Below are 16,604 nucleotides of genomic sequence, written 5' to 3'. Positions count from 1 at the left end.
AAATTTTAATTAAGCTCCAAATTGATTTTCGTTGGCTTTAATATAATCTACGATTAATGTTACGATATCTTCTTCAGTTTCGTCTTCGAAAAATAATTCGTCTAAGTCTTCCCAACCTGAAATGATGTTTTCATCCGCTTTTTCAATGAATGCTATTCTTTTTTCCACGTCAGACGAATAGGTTTTAGCTGGAAATAAACCCAATGCTTTTGAAATTAATTCCGCCGTTTTAAATGCTTTAATTTCTTTATAGGATGTGATAACTTCTTCTGCAAAATCACCTGCTTCTGAACTAAAAAAGAATTGAAAACCACCTTCTCCCATAGCACCTTCAAATAAATCTACAAAAACGAATACTTTCTCTTCATCGGTTAACGATGAGAAATCCTCTGTTTCTTCTTTTTTCTGCCAAATGATTTCTCCAATAGCTTCAATGATTTTGATTTCGTCTTCTAATTTTAGAATGTTTGCAATGTTACTCATGTGTGTTTTTATTTAATTGTTGTTTTGTTTTTTCTTGATTAGCCAAGGTGTTATTGTTAATGATATTAGAATTGCTGAAATAGCTGTTACAATTACATTTCCGTATTGCTTTGGATCAAGTCCGGCTAAAATCTTTAAAGCAATTATTATAAAAGTAATTCCAAAAACAATTGCCCAGTATTTCGAATTTATATTTTCTTTTTCAGTCTTACTTGACGGTAATTTATAAATAGTAAAAAAGATTACTAACCCACCAATTAAGGTTGAAGAATGTTGTAAGATTTTCAATATTGGGATCTCTAAAGAAATAAAGTTTAAAGAGTTAGACAAGCTTGGAATTGTTTCGACAAAATAACCGTCAACATGAGTAAAACTATCCCAGAAAATGTGTGAAACTGCTCCAATAAAAATTGAAATTATCACGGTTAACCAATTCTTTTTAAAATAGGTATTCCAATTAAACGATTTAAAAACTGAAAATCTTGATTTAAAAAATAAAGGTAAGTTGTTATAAAAATTATTTCGAACTATGTTATGAAAAATAAATGCAAGCAAAACACCTAAAGGTAAATCAAACCAAAATAGGCCTTCTAGAGTGTGACTATATTCACTTTTGATTTTCATTCTAATAAAATATTCAAAATCAGGAGTAAGACTGCCGATTACCAGACCAGTTAAAGAAAACCATTTTTTAGGTAAATAATTTAATGGTAATACAATTGCTGGATGTGAAAAAGTAAAAGGCATTTTTTTTATTTGGTTTTTATTTAATTTTCTCTTGTAAAACTTTTATATCGTCACGCAATTTCGCTGCTTGCATGAAGTCTAATTCTTTAGCTGCTTTTTCCATCATTTTGCGTAAATCTCTAATTTTTTTCTCAATTTCGGGTTTACTCAAGTATAAACTTTCTGGTTCGGCCGCTTTTAGAGCTTCTTTTTCATAATAACCTGTAGAAACTGAATTACCACTTAATGCACTTCCTAAACTTTTATTTAAAGCTTTTGGCGCTAATCCGTTTTTGGTATTGTAATCGATTTGTTTTTGTCTTCTGTAATTGGTTTCGTCAATGGTTTTTTGCATCGAAGCGGTAATTTTATCCGCATACATAATCGCTTTTCCATTTACGTTACGCGCAGCACGACCTACAGTTTGTGTTAACGAACGATGACTTCTTAAAAAACCTTCTTTATCCGCATCTAAAATGGCAACTAAAGAAACTTCGGGTAAATCCAAACCTTCACGAAGTAAGTTCACACCAATTAACACATCAAAGATTCCTTTACGCAAATCTTGCATGATTTCTACACGTTCTAACGTATCTACATCAGAATGAATGTAACGACAACGAATCGAAACTTTAGTTAAATATTTTGCCAATTCTTCCGCCATACGTTTGGTTAAAGTAGTCACCAAAACACGTTCGTCGGCTTCGCATCGCAATTGAATTTCTTCAATTAAATCATCAATTTGATTCGCACTTGGACGAATTTCAATAATTGGGTCTAATAATCCTGTTGGACGAATGACTTGTTCTATATAAACACCTTCTGTTTTCTGTAATTCATAATCAGCAGGTGTAGCAGAAACATAAATTACTTGATTTTGTAAGGCTTCAAATTCTTCAAATTTTAGTGGGCGATTGTCCATGGCAGCGGGCAATCTAAAACCATATTCTACTAAGTTTTCTTTACGACTTCTATCGCCACCATACATAGCGTGTACTTGCGAAATCGTAACGTGACTTTCATCGACCACCATTAAGAAATCATCAGGAAAATAATCTAATAAACAGAAGGGTCTAGTTCCGGGTTCACGACCATCTAAATAACGTGAATAGTTTTCAATTCCAGAACAGTAGCCTAATTCGCGAATCATTTCTAAATCGAAATTGGTACGTTCTTCTAATCGTTTTGCTTCTAAATGTTTACCTATTTCTTTGAAATAATCCACTTGTTTTACCAAATCTTGTTGGATAGCCCAAATCGCATTTTGCAACACATCTGGCGAAGTCACAAACATATTCGCTGGATAAATCGTCAGTTTTTCATACTTTTCAATGACTTGCGATGTTTTTGGATCATAGGCTTCAATTTCTTCGATTTCATCACCAAAAAAGTGAATTCGGAACGGTTCATCGCCATAACTTGGAAAGATTTCCACAATATCGCCTTTGATTCTGAAATTTCCTGCGGCAAAATCAGCTTCGGTTCTTGAATATAAACTTTGGACTAATTGATGTAGTAACTTGGTACGAGAAATTTGCTGACCTGCTTCTAAATTGATTACGTTTTTTTGAAACTCAACTGGATTTCCAATTCCGTACAAACAAGAAACTGAGGAAATCACAATAATATCTCTACGTCCCGAAAGTAGGGCAGAAGTAGTACTTAAACGCAGTTTTTCTAATTCATCATTAATTGATAAATCTTTCTCAATGTACGTTCCAGTAACGGGAATAAAAGCTTCAGGTTGGTAATAGTCGTAGTACGAAACAAAATACTGCACTGAATTATTTGGGAAAAACTGCTTGAATTCAGAATACAACTGTGCCGCTAAGGTTTTGTTATGCGCTAACACTAAAGTTGGACGCTGTACTTCTTGCACCACATTAGCCACCGTAAATGTTTTTCCAGAACCGGTTACACCTAACAATGTTTGGTACTTTTCACCATTTAAAATGCCTTTTGAAAGTTTTTCAATGGCTTGCGGTTGGTCACCAGTAGGTTTATATTCGGATACGACTTGGAATTTCATTTAAAGCAAGTATTTTTACAAAAATACTACATATTTTATTTAATGATGTAAGTATATCCTAAACTTAATTCACTATAATCAGCTTGTCCTAAATTACTACAAATGTAAGCGCCAATTGATAAATTGTGTTTCGGCATGTTTTTAGTATTCCAAGCATAATATTTTAAACCTAATTTTCCGGAAATATAGCGCTTTAGAGTGTAATAACTATCTAATTCATTAGGGATATAATCGCCTGTCTCCGGAACATAAATTTCACTATTTAATCGGTAATCAATTTTATAAAATGGCTTGTCAATGTTGAAACCTAGTTGTGCTTCAACAGCAAAATGATTCATTAAAAGTTCTCCATTTATAAAAATACCATAAGCAGACGAATTGTAAATTGGGTTTTTCTTTAATTCTGGATAGTCTTCATTCACTAAGAATTTTTCGTCTTTAATGTAATCGTAATAACTTTCGTAAAAAGTATAGAAGAACCCTAGTCCTACTTTAAATGTATTTTTATAAATTTTACCATAAGAAAAAGAAGTGGAATATACTTCTTTAGTGTCGTTATCTAATCTATAAATAGATTGCTGACCGATGCCTGCTTTGATATGATAAAATTTAACAGGAGCATATTTTGTGTCATTTAATGAAATAGAATCGGTATGAGTTTTTTGAGGATTAAATTTCAAATTTAAGCCGACAGAAAAAGTATTTAAACCTTGATTTGGCCATTTTACATGTCCATTGGAATGATGCGAATATCCAATACTTGCTCGAGTATCTATAGATTTATTTGAAAATATCGAATAATTTAAAAACATACGGTAAGCCCAAGTGAAATCTGTAGAAATGGCTTTGTTTTGCCAATTCTTCCCATCATCATAATTCTTGTTAAAATAAGAAGCTCCAATTGCTGAATTTAAAGATAAACGTTTAGTTTTTGAATAAAATAATGGAATTTCTAAATAAGGCATTAAACTATAAGATGAACCAACAAATTCATTATTTCCATAATTGCTATATTGAAAAAGCAAACCTGTTTCTGGATTTTGTAGTGATTTTACCCAAGCATCATCTGAAAAATGTTTTTTTCCAACAAATAAACTCAGGGTTTGATTTACTTTTAGTTCTGGAAAAAATTCATTGGCAGGCGATGTTCTACCTAATACATATTCTACATTAAATGTAGTTTGTGAGAAAGATTCAGGTATAATTGAGCAAAATATATAACTGATAAATAGTAATTTTTTTAAATTCATAGACAAATTGTTTAATCCCAACATTCCATTAATAGTAAATCGCCTTTTTCGTGAATAATAGAAACAATTCCGTCTTCAGTAACGTGATTGCTGCTTCCAGTGCGATAACCAATGGTTAGTTCTTCGTTATATAATGGGTAAAATAAGTTTTTTGTTGTAATTCCGCTAACTTTTCCAATCGGAATTAATGATAATGTAGTGTTTGCAGTATACCATTTATCATATTTGTTAGGTAGTAAAAACACTTTAGAATGATCGTCAATAATTACAATTTTTAATTGATTGCGATACGCTACAATGTTAGTAATATTGGTAATGGTATGATCGGCACGTCTTCCGGTGGCCCAAATAACGTTTACAGCTTTGTGTCCTTTTTCAATAAGGTAATCGAAGGCTTTTTCTAAATCGGTTTTATCTTGATTGGGAGCATAAACAATTTCTAGAGGATATTGTTTCTCTAAATAATGTTCTGCATCAAAACCTCTGTCAAAATCACCTAATAACACATCTACCTTAATACCTAATTCAAAAACACGTTCAATTGCCGAATCTAAAACAATTACTAAAGGCGACCATTCTAATAATTGTCCCATCAATTCTTCGCTACAGGATGCACCATTAGCAATGATTAAAGCAGGTTCTTGGTCGTCTCGAACAATGTGGTGTGATGACATTTTTTAGATTTAATGCCGTAAATATATCGTTTAAAAAAATCAAGTGCAAATACAAATAAAAAGTCAAGTACAATCTCAATTTTGAATTTTGTACTTGTAATCGTAATTGCCCTTTAAAATTTATTGAACCAAATAACTAACGGTATCAATTTCACTCAAGAAGAAATAGCCTAGCGGATAATTTGAGTTAGTTGTTATATTACTAATATTTCCTCTTACCGTTGCTGGGGGAGTTGCAAATGGGTTTCCAGAACCACTTCCAGCAATTGCTATTAATTTATTCATGTAGTTGTGATAGCTTTTTGAAATTCCCTGAACACTTAAGTCTAGTGTAATTCCAGGCTCTGTTTCGCTACTACCATAAAAACCAAACATGACATTACCTTGAAAAAACTCATCACTAACAACACCAAATTCAGGAAATTGTTTGTTTGGATTTTTAACACCTAACAAATAATAATTTTCTTCTGCGCCATTATCTTGATAAAAATATTTAATTTGAATTTCATCTTCATCACTAATTCCAACTACGGTTTCTTGTTCTACATTGATAATATCTGGAGTTGGATATAAAGCACTAGAAGAAGTATATATTTCTCCATCATATTGAATTTCTAATGTATAAACTTCCCCAATTACAGGTTGAAAATTGTCGCAAACATAATCTCCAGTATTTGGAACTTCAGTAAAATTGAAAATTACATTGGAACTATTTGTAACTGTAACAGTAGCTCCATTAGCAGGAAGAATTTCATTAGTATAAAAATCATTCGTCAAACTTAATTTTATGGTTTGATTTTCACCTGTGGTTCCTTTTTCCCATTTAATAATAGCATCAATAACTAATTTTGGTTCTGAATTATCTAATTCAATATCCACTACTTTTTCACAACTACTATTAAATAATGTTACGAATAGTAAAACGCTATATAGAAATATATTTTTCATAATATTAAAATTTAAAATTATAAGAAACTGAAGGCACAATTCCGAAAATTGAAAGTTTCACCGCTTCGTTTGCGCCAGTTTCAGCATTTTGTCTAAATGATATTGAAGCAGCATTGTAGCGACTGTATATGTTGTAAATTCCGAAAACCCATTCCCCTTTGAATTTGCGGTTTTCATATTTTTTAGGTGTTAAAGTCGCTGAAATATCCATTCTATGGTAAGCTGGTAATCGGTCTTCGTTTCTAGAATTATAACTTGGAACAGTTACACCTTGAAAAACATATTTTCCACTCGGATAAGTAACAGGTTGACCAGATTGAAGTGTGAAATTAGCTCCAAAACTCCATTTTTTATTTAATTTATAGCTTCCGGTAACCGCTAAATTATGTGTTTTGTCATATGCAGAACGATACCAATCACCATTGTTAATTCCTATTTCTGTTGGAGTTCTTCCTGGAGTTTGTTGTTCGGAACGGGATAAAGTGTATGCAATCCATCCGCTTAGCGGTCCTTCATTTTTTTTAATCATCATTTCTAACCCATAGGAGCGCATTCTTCCGTTTAATAACACTTGTTCTATTGCTTCGTTAGCAATTAAATCAGCACCATCAATATAATCTATTCGGTTTTGTACTTTTTTGTAGTAAGTTTCTAATTCTAAAGTGTAATCACCATCTTTAAAATTTTTAAAATATCCTACAGCAACTTGGTCTGCTAGTTGAGGTTTTATGTAATTGTCACTTGGTGTCCAAACATCTAATGGAGTAGGAGAAGCGGTGTTTGAAACCAATTGCATGTATTGTACCATTCGGTTATAACCTGCTTTTACTGATTGATCTTTATCAATTTCGTAGGATATCGTAAAACGAGGTTCAAAATTTGAATAATCAGCTATTTTTTCATTCGAACCAAAATATTTTGTGGAAGTTGGAGATGCTTTTTCATAAATTTTCAACTCTTCATCATATAAAACTGGTTGATTGTTATCATAATAGTTGATTGTGGAAGCTCCAACTCTATAAAAAGAACTAAAACGAATTCCGTACATAACGGAAAGTTTATCAGTTAAATTTTGCTCAACTTCGGCATATAATGCATTTTCAAAAGCATATTTTTTATCCAATTGTCTATAGTTGATAGAAGATTCTTCATCTAAAGGTTCTATGGTTCCAGGATTAATATCGAATTTAGTTACATTGGCTCCAAAATTAATTTTCAATTTGTCAGAAGCATAGTATTTAAAATCGTATTTTAAATTATAGTTTTGTATAGTTGATTCCCAGTTGAATCCAATAAAATCCAACTCTAATCCATAAAAATAATTGCTATAAATCAGTGATAAGTTGGAAAATAATTTATCCGAAAACAAGTGATTCCAACGCATGTTAAGTGTCGAATTTCCGTAAGTATTACGAAATGATTCATTTAAGTTGAATATATCACGACCAAAATAACCAGATAAGTATATGTTGTTGTTTTCGTTGAGTTTGTAATTTAATTTTGTGTTTAAATCATAAAAATATGCAGAGTTTTTATTGTCGGTTAATTTTAAGAATAAGTGAGCATACGAACCTCTTCCGGCTATAAGAAATGAGCCTTTGTCTTTTACAATTGGTCCTTCAGCTAATAATCTACTTGAAATCAATCCGATTCCGCCATTCATGCTAAATTTATTGCTATTTCCGTCTTTTTGGTATACATCTAAAACTGAAGCAGCTCTACCTCCAAAACGAGATGGAATTCCTCCTTTATACAATTTCAAATCTTTAATAGCATCCGCATTAAAAACTGAAAACAAACCAAATACATGTGATGTGTTGTAAAGCGTAGCTTCATCTAGAAGCACTAAATTCTGATCAGCTCCACCACCACGAACATTAAAACCTGATTGTCCTTCACCAGCATTGGTAACACCAGGTAAAAATAAAAGCGATTTTATAATGTCTACCTCTCCTAATAAAACAGGCATTTGTTTAATTGTGCTAATAGCCAATTTATTAACACTCATTTCTGGTTTCTTGATATTGGTTTTGTACGCGTTTTCAGTAATTACAACTTCGTTTAGTTCTTGTTTGCTTTCTTTTAGGCTAAAGCTTTTTTTTACATTTTGATTGATTTCAATTTTTTCTGATAGCGTTTCAAAACCAATATAACTTATTTGAAGTGTGTAGTTTCCTTTTGGTAGAGTAATAGAATAGAAGCCATATTCATTTGTATATGTTCCAATATTTAGTTCTGAAACATATACCGAAACTCCAATTAAAGTTTCGTTGTTATTAACATCTGAAACAACTCCACTCAGGGTTACTTTTTCTTGTCCAAATCCCAAAAGTGAAAAAAAGAATAAAAACAAATAAAGTTTTTGTTGTAGCATCATTTCGGTATAAATTTTGTACTACAAATTTCACAAAAAAAATATGCAATAGTTTAAAACATATGTTAATTTGTAATCAAAAATCAATTATTGTTATAATTTTACCACTTTCAATGTAGTTCAAATGAAAACCAAATTATTCGTTTTATTTTTCCTATTTCAATTTGTGTCAATTTTTGCACAAAAAGATTCGCCTTTTAAAACTTCTAAACTAAAGTTGAATTGGGACGAACCAGCAAAAGTGGATACAGAATCGAATACGACTACTTTACCTTACAAGAGTATTTTTGATAAAGATGATAGTTATTTAAAACGCTATTCGATATTAAATCAGAAAAAGGGAGAAGAAAGTGTTTTGCTTCAGAAAAATGAATTTAAAAACCCAGGAGATGAAATAAAGGATAAATTAAATAAAGAAACACAACAGGGAAGTTGGGAAAATGTTTTCTTTGGCAAGTTTAAAGTAAGTACTCCTGTCTTGAAAATTATGACTAGAGATCACATGGATCCAGATGGGGATAAAGTAAGAATAATTTTAAATGAAGTTACTGCATTTAATGTGATTTATTTGGATTCAGAATTTAAAACAAGTTATGTAGAATTGCGTGAAGGAGATAATCTATTAGATATAGTTGCTTTGAATCAAGGCTTGTCTGGTCCAAATACCGCCACTTTCGCTATTTATGATGAAAACGATAATTTAATTACAACAAATGACTGGAATTTGAATACTGGTGTTGCAGCAAAATTTATAATTGAGTATGTTAAGCCAATGGAAAAAAAATAACAAAAAAGCGACCCAATCAGGTCGCTTTTTTTGTTGTATAATGTTTGAGTCTTAACTCAATTTTGCTAAAATCGTATTCAAAGTTTCACTCGGACGCATTGCTTTTTCAGTTAACTCAAAACTTGGATGATAATAACCACCAATTTTTTGTTCTTTACCTTGAGCCGCAATTAATTCAGCATCAATTTTCGCTTCGTTAGTAGTCATTGCTTCAGCAATTGGAGCGAAAGTAGCTTTCAATTCAGCATCTTTAGTTTGGTTTGCTAAAGCTTGTGCCCAGTAAAAAGCTAAATAGAAATGTGAACCTCTGTTGTCAATTCCACCTACTTTTCTTGCTGGAGATTTGTCTTCTGCTAAGAATTTTGCATTTGCTTCATCTAAAGTGTCTGCTAAAACCTGTGCTTTTGCATTGTTTTGAGTTTGTGCTAAATGCTCCAAAGAAGCTTGTAATGCTAAGAATTCACCTAATGAATCCCAACGTAAATAACCTTCTTCGATAAATTGTTCTACGTGTTTTGGAGCTGATCCACCAGCACCAGTTTCGAACAATCCACCACCGTTCATTAACGGAACGATTGATAACATTTTAGCAGAAGTTCCTAATTCTAAAATAGGGAATAAGTCAGTTAAGTAATCACGTAATACGTTTCCAGAAACTGAAATTACATCTTTTCCTTGACGGATGATTCGTAATGTTTCTTTCATGGCATCTTTAACATCCATAATGCGAATGTCTAAGCCTGTTGTATCGTAATCGTTTAAGTATTTCTCAACTTTTTTGATGATTTCTCTATCGTGTGCTCTGTCTTTATCTAACCAGAAAATAGCTGGAGTATCAGATAATCTCGCTCTGTTAACTGCTAATTTTACCCAATCTTGAATAGGCGCATCTTTTACTTGACACATTCTAAAAATGTCACCAGATTCTACTTTTTGAGATAATAAAACGTTTCCAATTTCATCTTCCACGTTTACAACTCCATTTTCTTTTAATTGGAATGTTTTATCGTGAGAACCATATTCTTCTGCTTTTTGAGCCATTAATCCAACGTTTGGAACTGAACCAATTGTTTTAGGATCTAATGCACCGTTTTGTTTCATTTCATCAATACAAGCGGAATAGAAACCAGCATAAGAACGGTCTGGAATAATAGCGATGGTATCTTCTTCTTTTCCTTCTGTATTCCACATTTTTCCACCACTACGAGCTAAAGCAGCCATAGAAGCATCTACAATTACGTCTGAAGAAACGTGGAAGTTAGTAATTCCTTTTTCTGAATTTACCATAGCCACACGTGGACCATTAGCTAAAGTATCAGCAATAGCTTGTTTAATTTCAACTTCTTGAGGAATTCCTGCTATTTTATTATATAAATCTTGTAATCCGTTATTTGGATTGATATCTAAAGAATTGAATAAGTCAGCATACTTAGTGTAAACATCAGCAAAGAAAGTTTCAACGATAGCTCCAAAAATAATTGGATCAGAAACCTTCATCATCGTTGCTTTTAAATGCGCCGAAAGCATTACGTTTTTCGCTTTAGCATCAGCAATTGTTGCTTTAGCAAATTGTTTTAAAGCATTTAAGTTCATCACTGAAGTATCAATAACTTCACCTGCTTTTAAATTAGAGAAATCTTTTAAAACAGTACTTGCTCCATTATCTGAATTGAAAACGATTCTAAATTTCCCGTCTTTTTCAATAGTTGTAGAGTTTTCTGTTCCGTAGAAATCACCTGAATTCATGTGAGCCACTTCGGTTTTACTATCTGAAGTCCAAGTTCCCATTTTGTGAGGATTTGCTTTTGCGTAGTTTTTAACCGCTTTTGGCGCTCTTCTATCAGAGTTTCCTTCACGTAATACTGGATTTACAGCTGAACCTAATACTTTACTATATTTTGCTTTAATTTCTTTTTCAGCATCATTTTGAGGTTCTTCAGGATAGCTGGGAATATTGAATCCTTGCGATTGTAATTCGGCAATCGCTTCTTTTAATTGAAGAACTGAGGCAGAAATATTTGGTAATTTGATAATGTTTGCTTCTGGAGTATTTGCTAGTTGTCCTAATTCGGTAAGTGCATCACCAATTTTTTGATCTTCTTTTAAAAACTCCGGAAAGTTAGATAAAATTCTGCCAGCTAAAGAGATATCTCTGGTTTCTATAGCAATGTTTGCAGGTTTTGTAAAGGCTTTTACAATAGGTAAAAACGAATGCGTTGCCAACATAGGCGCCTCATCCGTAATGGTATACATTATTTTAGATTGATTGGACATGAATGTTATGTGTTTGTTTGAATATAATTTGTAAAATCTGCCAAATATAGGAAATTCGAGAGAAATAATTTAGTATATATGCTTAAATCTTGCATAAAATTCAATAAAAAAAGCCACAACAATGTTGCGGCTTTTTATACTTGAGAAAGTACAAATTAGTTTTTGTATCTTCTTTCTTTGATTTTTGCTTTTTTACCAGTAAGATCTCTAAAGTAGTAGATACGAGCTCTACGAACTTTACCTCTTTGGTTCACTTCAACTTTTTGTAAAGCTGGCATGTTTACTGGGAAGATACGCTCTACACCAACAGCTCCAGACATTTTACGGATTGTAAAAGTTTCAGTTGCTCCAGCACCTCTTCTTTGGATTACAACTCCTTTGAAGAACTGAGTTCTAGTTTTTTCACCCTCTTTAATTTCGTAGTACACAGTGATTGTATCACCAGCTCCGAAAGCAGGAAAATCTTTTTTTGTTACAAATTCGCTATTAACGAAATCAACTAAATTTGACATAATCGTAATTATAAATGTTTGATTCAAAGCAACATACACGGTTATCGTCAGAGGTTGGTTCAAAGTGGGTGCAAAATTAAGTTATTTTATTGAAAATACAAATTTTTGTAGTTTATTTTTAATTATAAAGCACCTTGTTTCGAAAAGAATTCAAAAAAGTATCTATAAAAGTATTGATAATACTATCAATATTAGACGTTTTTTTGACTTGAAATGGATTGATTTCGGGGTGTTTTATGAGAAATTCAGGATTGACAATACTGTAACCCATTTTCCAATCTGAAAAACTACGCTTTTTTATGGGTTCATTCGTAATTAGAATAATATTTTTATGTCTAGAATCGTTTAAAATTTTTTGGTAAGTAATTTCAATCGCTTCTTTTTCACCTTCAATAATTTGCAAGAAATTACCATCGACATAAAGCAACAAACCGGTAATGTCATTATTTGCATTGTTTTTTCTAGATATATCCAATAAACTATTTATCTCTTCATCTGAAAAAACTTTAACTCCAGAACTTAGATAGATAATACGTTGCATTTTTTATCTTTTTAGAGATATAAATTTACGAAAATAGCAACAAATAAAAAACTTTTTAATGATTAATCATCCAATAAATCAGGTCGTCTGTTCTTGGTGTGTTCATACGCCATGTCTTCGCGCCATTTTTCAATTTTGGCGAAATTCCCACTTAATAAAACTTCAGGAACTTTCAATCCTTTGTATTCGGCGGGACGTGTATAAATTGGGGGTGATAACAGATTATCTTGAAAACTATCCGTTAAAGCCGAAGTTTCATCACTTAAAACACCTGGAATTAATCGAATAATCGCATCGCAAAATACGATTGCTCCAATTTCGCCTCCGCTTAATACGTAATCACCAATCGAAATTTCTCGAGTAATATGCATATCACGAACACGTTGGTCAACACCTTTGTAATGTCCGCACAAAATCATAATGTTTTCGTACATCGAAATGGAATTTGCCATTTTTTGGTTCAAGGTTTCCCCATCAGGTGTCATGTATATGATTTCGTCGTATGTTCTTTCGCTTTTTAGTTTCGAAATACAATCGTCGATAGGTTGCACCATCATTACCATGCCAGCACCGCCACCAAATTGATAATCGTCCACACTTCTTTGTTTATTGGTAGTGTAATCTCTTAAGTTATGAAAATGGACTTCGACCAATCCTTTTTGAATGGCGCGTTTCATTATCGAAGCCTCAAAAGGACTTCGCATTAATTCGGGTAAAACGGTAATAATATCAATTCGCATGCTGCAAAGATAGTAGATTATTTTTTAGTTGCCGAAAGTGAATACACCATTGGAATTTTGTTTTCCAAGTGCTTGATTCGGAATTTATTCGGCTGAAATTCTTCGGTTTGATTGAAGCAATTGTAAGGCGAATAATCAAATTCGTTGAAAGAATTAATTTCTAATCCATTTGAAATCAATGCGTTTAAAACTTCTGAAATAGGATGGTTCCAAGTGATAGTAGTTGTATTAAGAGAAGCTTCTTTATCCGCATATGTTCCAGATTCTTCTTCTAAAATAGGTTCTACATTGAAATAATTATAAAAGACTTCTTTGAAATCGTTATCAAACATCCAAACCACAGGATGAAATTCGGCAAAAACAAATTTTCCATCTGGTTTTAAGAAATGTGAAACTATTTTTGCCCATTTGCCCAAATCTGGAAACCAACCAATCGTACCATAACTCGTGAAAACAATATCGAATTTTTCATCCAAATGGTTTGGAGCATCATAAATATCACAGCAAACAAAACTAGCATCTAAATTTAATTTTTCATTGATTTCTCTAGCTCTTTCAATGGCTTTGTCTGATAAATCAACACCTGTAGTTTTAGCACCCATTCTCGAAAAAGTCATGGTATCTTGACCAAAATGACATTGCAAGTGCAATACTTTTTTTCCTTTTACATCGCCAAGTAAATCTAATTCGATACTATTTAAGGTTGACTTTCCTTTCAGAAATCCTTCCATATCATAAAAATCAGAGTCAATGTGCACATCTACTTTGTTGTTCCAAGTTTCTTTGTTTATGTTGATGTAATCTTTTGCTTCCATAGTATTCAAATAAGTATATCAAATCTACTATTTATTTTGTAATTTTGCATCTTTAAATTAAAAATCAAAACAATGGAAAACGGAATATACGCTAAATTTAACACGGCAAAAGGTGCTATTTTAGTAAAATTAACACACGATTTAACGCCAGGAACAGTAGGTAACTTCGTAGGATTAGCAGAAGGTCAATTAGAAAATTCGGCTCGTCCAATGGGAAAACCTTATTATGATGGATTAAAATTTCACCGTGTAATTCCTGATTTTATGATACAAGGTGGCTGTCCTCAGGGGCAAGGAACAGGTGGCCCTGGTTACAACTTTGACGATGAGTTTCACCCAAGCTTAAAACATGACAAGGCAGGTGTTTTGTCTATGGCAAACGCTGGACCTGGAACTAATGGTTCTCAATTTTTTATTACACACGTTCCTACGAATTGGTTAGATGGAAAACACACTGTTTTTGGTCACGTAATTGAAGGGCAAGATGTTGTTGATGCTGTTGAAGGTGACGATGCTTTGGAAAGTATTGAAATTATTAGAGTAGGAGACGAAGCTCAAAAATGGAATGCATTGGAAGCTTTCAGAACATTTGAAGGTTCAAGAGCGAAAAGAATTGCTGAGCAAAAAAAAATGGCAGAGGAAGCTTTGGAAAAATTAGCCGCTGGTTTTCAAAAGACTGAAAGTGGATTACGCTACCAAATCATTCAAAAAGGAAGTGGAAAACAAGCTGAGAAAGGTAAAAAAGTTTCAGTTCATTACCAAGGTGCATTAGAAAACGGACAAGTATTTGATTCTTCTTACAAACGAAAACAACCAATTGATTTCCAATTAGGAGTTGGACAAGTTATTGAGGGCTGGGACGAAGGGATTGCTCTTTTAAAAGTAGGTGATAAAGCTCGTTTTGTAATTCCTTCTTACTTAGGATACGGTTCTAGAGGTGCTGGAGGGGTAATTCCACCAGACGCTACGTTAGTTTTTGACGTTGAATTAATGGATGTAAAATAATTAGTATTCATACTCAATATAAAATCCCAAAAACATTGTTTTTGGGATTTTTTTTTATATTTACCCATCAAACAAATCTTAAATATGAAAATTAAACTTATTGCAATAATCCTTTTAGGAACTTTTATTTATTCGTGTTCGCCTAAAGTTATTCAACCAGAATCACCAAAAGTTGAAAATACTCCTATAGTTATTGAAGCACCACTAACGGCTGAACTAGCAGAAGGTAGAACTCTTTTTATAAATAATTGTGCTAAATGTCACGATTTATATAGTCCTAAAGATTTTAATGCAGAACAATGGAAGCCTATCATATTAAGAATGCAAAAAGAAGCTAAAATTTCAGATGAAGAAAGAGAAAAGATTTACGCTTATCTAACAAAATAAAAAAGTATCCGTCATATGGCGGATATTTTTTTGGTATTGTTTTTGTATTTTTACCACCAATTCAAGTCTATGAAAACCAAATTATCAATTTTCTTTTTACTATTCTCTTTGTTCTCTTTTGGGCAAGTGCCGCATTGTGGGTTTGATTTTACATCCTATTTAGTTGTAAAAGCTCATGAAGAAGGAAAATCAGATAATATTTCCGATTTAAAAATTACGTTGGTCAACGAAAAAGGAATAGAAATCATCAACGAGAATAATAAATACAGTTGGAAATACGGTAATCAAGCCTTAGTTTTTACTCGAAATCACTTAATTAGCAAACCAAACGAAGCTGAGAAATGGTTTTTTCCGTATTCGGGAGACACCTATTTACTTTCAGTAACCAATACATTTCCTGCTGAAGATTTTTTTATCAAAATTCAAGATACAAAAGGAAAATACAAAGAACAATTAGTACAATTACAAGCTTTTAATATGTACATTTTGTGTTCGAGTGAAAACGAACGCCAAGCCAGAAGTTTCGGACCAAGAAGCAATAATCCGATTGAGGTGATTTTGGAGAGAAAGTGATTATAGTTAAATATTGTAATATCCAAAAGCTAAGAATATTATTTTGATTTTTCAATTTCTTTGTAATATTCGTTTAATTCATCCTTGATTCTTTGAACATTAGCTTTTGAATATTTAAAACTCAGAAACACATAAAAATAGCCAGTAATAGCAAATAAGATTATTGGTAAAAATTCTAATTCAAATAAAAGGAGAAAACAAAGAATTAATAAAAGTGATAAAATTAACGAACTTAAAATAAATCGTAAATAAGTAATACCTTGAATGTCAGTTTTAATAAAGAGTTTCTCGTCTTGAGATTTAAAATTTAGTTTTATACTGCTGCTCGCCCTTAATCTTTTATATGGAAAAGTTCTTTCTCTAAGTTCAGCTTGGTTTTTAGTGAAATATCCAACATATTTAATTTTTTCAGATAATATAAAATCGGTTACTAAAAGAAGTTTCGTTTTAAAATTGATATCTGAAATTTCTTTCATTTTATTTACA

Annotated in this window: 17 protein-coding genes; 4 read left to right on the top strand and 13 right to left on the bottom strand. The window is 32.1% G+C overall.

Features of this window, described 5'->3' with window-relative positions:
* Positions 1–9: 9 nt before the first annotated feature.
* The 7 genes from OJ995_RS11655 to OJ995_RS11625 form a co-directional block, all read right to left on the bottom strand.
* Positions 10–483: a DMP19 family protein gene (locus tag OJ995_RS11655; RefSeq protein WP_264369579.1), complete on the bottom strand. Its 474-nt coding sequence runs from the start codon at positions 481–483 to the stop codon at positions 10–12.
* A gap of 12 nt (positions 484–495) precedes the next feature.
* Positions 496–1,230 carry a DUF4184 family protein gene (locus OJ995_RS11650; protein WP_264369578.1) on the bottom strand — a complete coding sequence of 245 codons (735 nt, stop codon included), beginning with the start codon at positions 1,228–1,230 and terminating at the stop codon, positions 496–498.
* A gap of 16 nt (positions 1,231–1,246) precedes the next feature.
* The gene (gene uvrB, locus OJ995_RS11645) at positions 1,247–3,238 is read right to left on the bottom strand and encodes an excinuclease ABC subunit UvrB (RefSeq protein ID WP_264369577.1); all 1,992 of its coding nucleotides are present in this window, start codon (positions 3,236–3,238) and stop codon (positions 1,247–1,249) included.
* A 35-nt stretch (positions 3,239–3,273) separates the two neighbouring features.
* Positions 3,274–4,488: an acyloxyacyl hydrolase gene (locus tag OJ995_RS11640; RefSeq protein ID WP_264369576.1), complete on the bottom strand. Its 1,215-nt coding sequence runs from the start codon at positions 4,486–4,488 to the stop codon at positions 3,274–3,276.
* An 11-nt stretch (positions 4,489–4,499) separates the two neighbouring features.
* Entirely contained in the window at positions 4,500–5,162 is a 663-nt protein-coding gene (locus OJ995_RS11635) for a thiamine diphosphokinase (protein WP_264369575.1), read from the bottom strand.
* Positions 5,163–5,282: 120 nt separating this feature from the next.
* Complete coding sequence (locus OJ995_RS11630; RefSeq protein WP_264369574.1) at positions 5,283–6,110, bottom strand: DUF4249 domain-containing protein; 828 nt, start codon at positions 6,108–6,110, stop codon at positions 5,283–5,285.
* A gap of 4 nt (positions 6,111–6,114) precedes the next feature.
* Positions 6,115–8,484, bottom strand: coding sequence for a TonB-dependent receptor (locus tag OJ995_RS11625; protein ID WP_264369630.1), 2,370 nt, complete (start codon positions 8,482–8,484; stop codon positions 6,115–6,117).
* A 124-nt stretch (positions 8,485–8,608) separates the two neighbouring features.
* On the opposite strand from OJ995_RS11625, the gene OJ995_RS11620 reads away from it, so the two are divergent.
* Positions 8,609–9,271 (top strand): hypothetical protein, encoded by a 663-nt coding sequence (locus OJ995_RS11620; RefSeq protein ID WP_264369573.1) that lies wholly within the window; start codon positions 8,609–8,611, stop codon positions 9,269–9,271.
* Positions 9,272–9,322: 51 nt separating this feature from the next.
* Here OJ995_RS11620 and OJ995_RS11615 read toward each other — a convergent pair whose 3' ends face one another.
* From OJ995_RS11615 to OJ995_RS11595, 5 genes are all read right to left on the bottom strand, one after another.
* Positions 9,323–11,545: an NADP-dependent isocitrate dehydrogenase gene (locus tag OJ995_RS11615; RefSeq protein ID WP_264369572.1), complete on the bottom strand. Its 2,223-nt coding sequence runs from the start codon at positions 11,543–11,545 to the stop codon at positions 9,323–9,325.
* Between the two features lie 155 nt (positions 11,546–11,700).
* On the bottom strand, positions 11,701–12,057 hold the full coding sequence (gene rplS / locus OJ995_RS11610) for a 50S ribosomal protein L19 (protein WP_264369571.1): 357 nt from the start codon (positions 12,055–12,057) through the stop codon (positions 11,701–11,703).
* 118 nt (positions 12,058–12,175) lie between these two features.
* On the bottom strand, positions 12,176–12,598 hold the full coding sequence (locus OJ995_RS11605; protein WP_264369570.1) for a BLUF domain-containing protein: 423 nt from the start codon (positions 12,596–12,598) through the stop codon (positions 12,176–12,178).
* A gap of 62 nt (positions 12,599–12,660) precedes the next feature.
* Positions 12,661–13,338: a tRNA (guanosine(37)-N1)-methyltransferase TrmD gene (gene trmD / locus OJ995_RS11600; RefSeq protein WP_264369569.1), complete on the bottom strand. Its 678-nt coding sequence runs from the start codon at positions 13,336–13,338 to the stop codon at positions 12,661–12,663.
* A 17-nt stretch (positions 13,339–13,355) separates the two neighbouring features.
* On the bottom strand, positions 13,356–14,153 hold the full coding sequence (locus OJ995_RS11595; RefSeq protein ID WP_264369568.1) for a class I SAM-dependent methyltransferase: 798 nt from the start codon (positions 14,151–14,153) through the stop codon (positions 13,356–13,358).
* Between the two features lie 72 nt (positions 14,154–14,225).
* Here OJ995_RS11595 and OJ995_RS11590 point away from each other — a divergent pair, with 72 nt between their 5' ends.
* From OJ995_RS11590 to OJ995_RS11580, 3 genes are all read left to right on the top strand, one after another.
* Complete coding sequence (locus tag OJ995_RS11590; protein WP_264369567.1) at positions 14,226–15,158, top strand: peptidylprolyl isomerase; 933 nt, start codon at positions 14,226–14,228, stop codon at positions 15,156–15,158.
* A gap of 84 nt (positions 15,159–15,242) precedes the next feature.
* Entirely contained in the window at positions 15,243–15,545 is a 303-nt protein-coding gene (locus OJ995_RS11585) for a c-type cytochrome (RefSeq protein ID WP_264369566.1), read from the top strand.
* A gap of 69 nt (positions 15,546–15,614) precedes the next feature.
* Complete coding sequence (locus OJ995_RS11580) at positions 15,615–16,118, top strand: hypothetical protein (protein WP_264369565.1); 504 nt, start codon at positions 15,615–15,617, stop codon at positions 16,116–16,118.
* 38 nt (positions 16,119–16,156) lie between these two features.
* Here OJ995_RS11580 and OJ995_RS11575 read toward each other — a convergent pair whose 3' ends face one another.
* A complete protein-coding gene (locus OJ995_RS11575; protein WP_264369564.1) occupies positions 16,157–16,594 on the bottom strand; it encodes a hypothetical protein in 438 nt (145 codons plus the stop codon).
* Positions 16,595–16,604: the final 10 nt, after the last annotated feature.

The sequence above is a fragment of the Flavobacterium lacisediminis genome (genome assembly GCF_025909975.1).
GTDB classification, from domain to species: Bacteria; Bacteroidota; Bacteroidia; order Flavobacteriales; family Flavobacteriaceae; genus Flavobacterium; species Flavobacterium lacisediminis.
Note: the sequence above shows the minus strand (reverse complement) of the source record. Positions and strands in the feature narration are given on the sequence as shown.

What these genes read in the sequence shown, in the direction of transcription:
- OJ995_RS11655 (WP_264369579.1), bottom strand. Translation starts at nt 483, where the DNA reads ATGAGTAACATTGCAAACATTCTAAAATTAGAAGACGAAATCAAAATC.
- OJ995_RS11650 (WP_264369578.1), bottom strand. Translation starts at nt 1,230, where the DNA reads ATGCCTTTTACTTTTTCACATCCAGCAATTGTATTACCATTAAATTAT.
- uvrB (WP_264369577.1), bottom strand. Translation starts at nt 3,238, where the DNA reads ATGAAATTCCAAGTCGTATCCGAATATAAACCTACTGGTGACCAACCG.
- OJ995_RS11640 (WP_264369576.1), bottom strand. Translation starts at nt 4,488, where the DNA reads ATGAATTTAAAAAAATTACTATTTATCAGTTATATATTTTGCTCAATT.
- OJ995_RS11635 (WP_264369575.1), bottom strand. Translation starts at nt 5,162, where the DNA reads ATGTCATCACACCACATTGTTCGAGACGACCAAGAACCTGCTTTAATC.
- OJ995_RS11630 (WP_264369574.1), bottom strand. Translation starts at nt 6,110, where the DNA reads ATGAAAAATATATTTCTATATAGCGTTTTACTATTCGTAACATTATTT.
- OJ995_RS11625 (WP_264369630.1), bottom strand. Translation starts at nt 8,484, where the DNA reads ATGCTACAACAAAAACTTTATTTGTTTTTATTCTTTTTTTCACTTTTG.
- OJ995_RS11620 (WP_264369573.1), top strand. Translation starts at nt 8,609, where the DNA reads ATGAAAACCAAATTATTCGTTTTATTTTTCCTATTTCAATTTGTGTCA.
- OJ995_RS11615 (WP_264369572.1), bottom strand. Translation starts at nt 11,545, where the DNA reads ATGTCCAATCAATCTAAAATAATGTATACCATTACGGATGAGGCGCCT.
- rplS (WP_264369571.1), bottom strand. Translation starts at nt 12,057, where the DNA reads ATGTCAAATTTAGTTGATTTCGTTAATAGCGAATTTGTAACAAAAAAA.
- OJ995_RS11605 (WP_264369570.1), bottom strand. Translation starts at nt 12,598, where the DNA reads ATGCAACGTATTATCTATCTAAGTTCTGGAGTTAAAGTTTTTTCAGAT.
- trmD (WP_264369569.1), bottom strand. Translation starts at nt 13,338, where the DNA reads ATGCGAATTGATATTATTACCGTTTTACCCGAATTAATGCGAAGTCCT.
- OJ995_RS11595 (WP_264369568.1), bottom strand. Translation starts at nt 14,153, where the DNA reads ATGGAAGCAAAAGATTACATCAACATAAACAAAGAAACTTGGAACAAC.
- OJ995_RS11590 (WP_264369567.1), top strand. Translation starts at nt 14,226, where the DNA reads ATGGAAAACGGAATATACGCTAAATTTAACACGGCAAAAGGTGCTATT.
- OJ995_RS11585 (WP_264369566.1), top strand. Translation starts at nt 15,243, where the DNA reads ATGAAAATTAAACTTATTGCAATAATCCTTTTAGGAACTTTTATTTAT.
- OJ995_RS11580 (WP_264369565.1), top strand. Translation starts at nt 15,615, where the DNA reads ATGAAAACCAAATTATCAATTTTCTTTTTACTATTCTCTTTGTTCTCT.
- OJ995_RS11575 (WP_264369564.1), bottom strand. Translation starts at nt 16,594, where the DNA reads ATGAAAGAAATTTCAGATATCAATTTTAAAACGAAACTTCTTTTAGTA.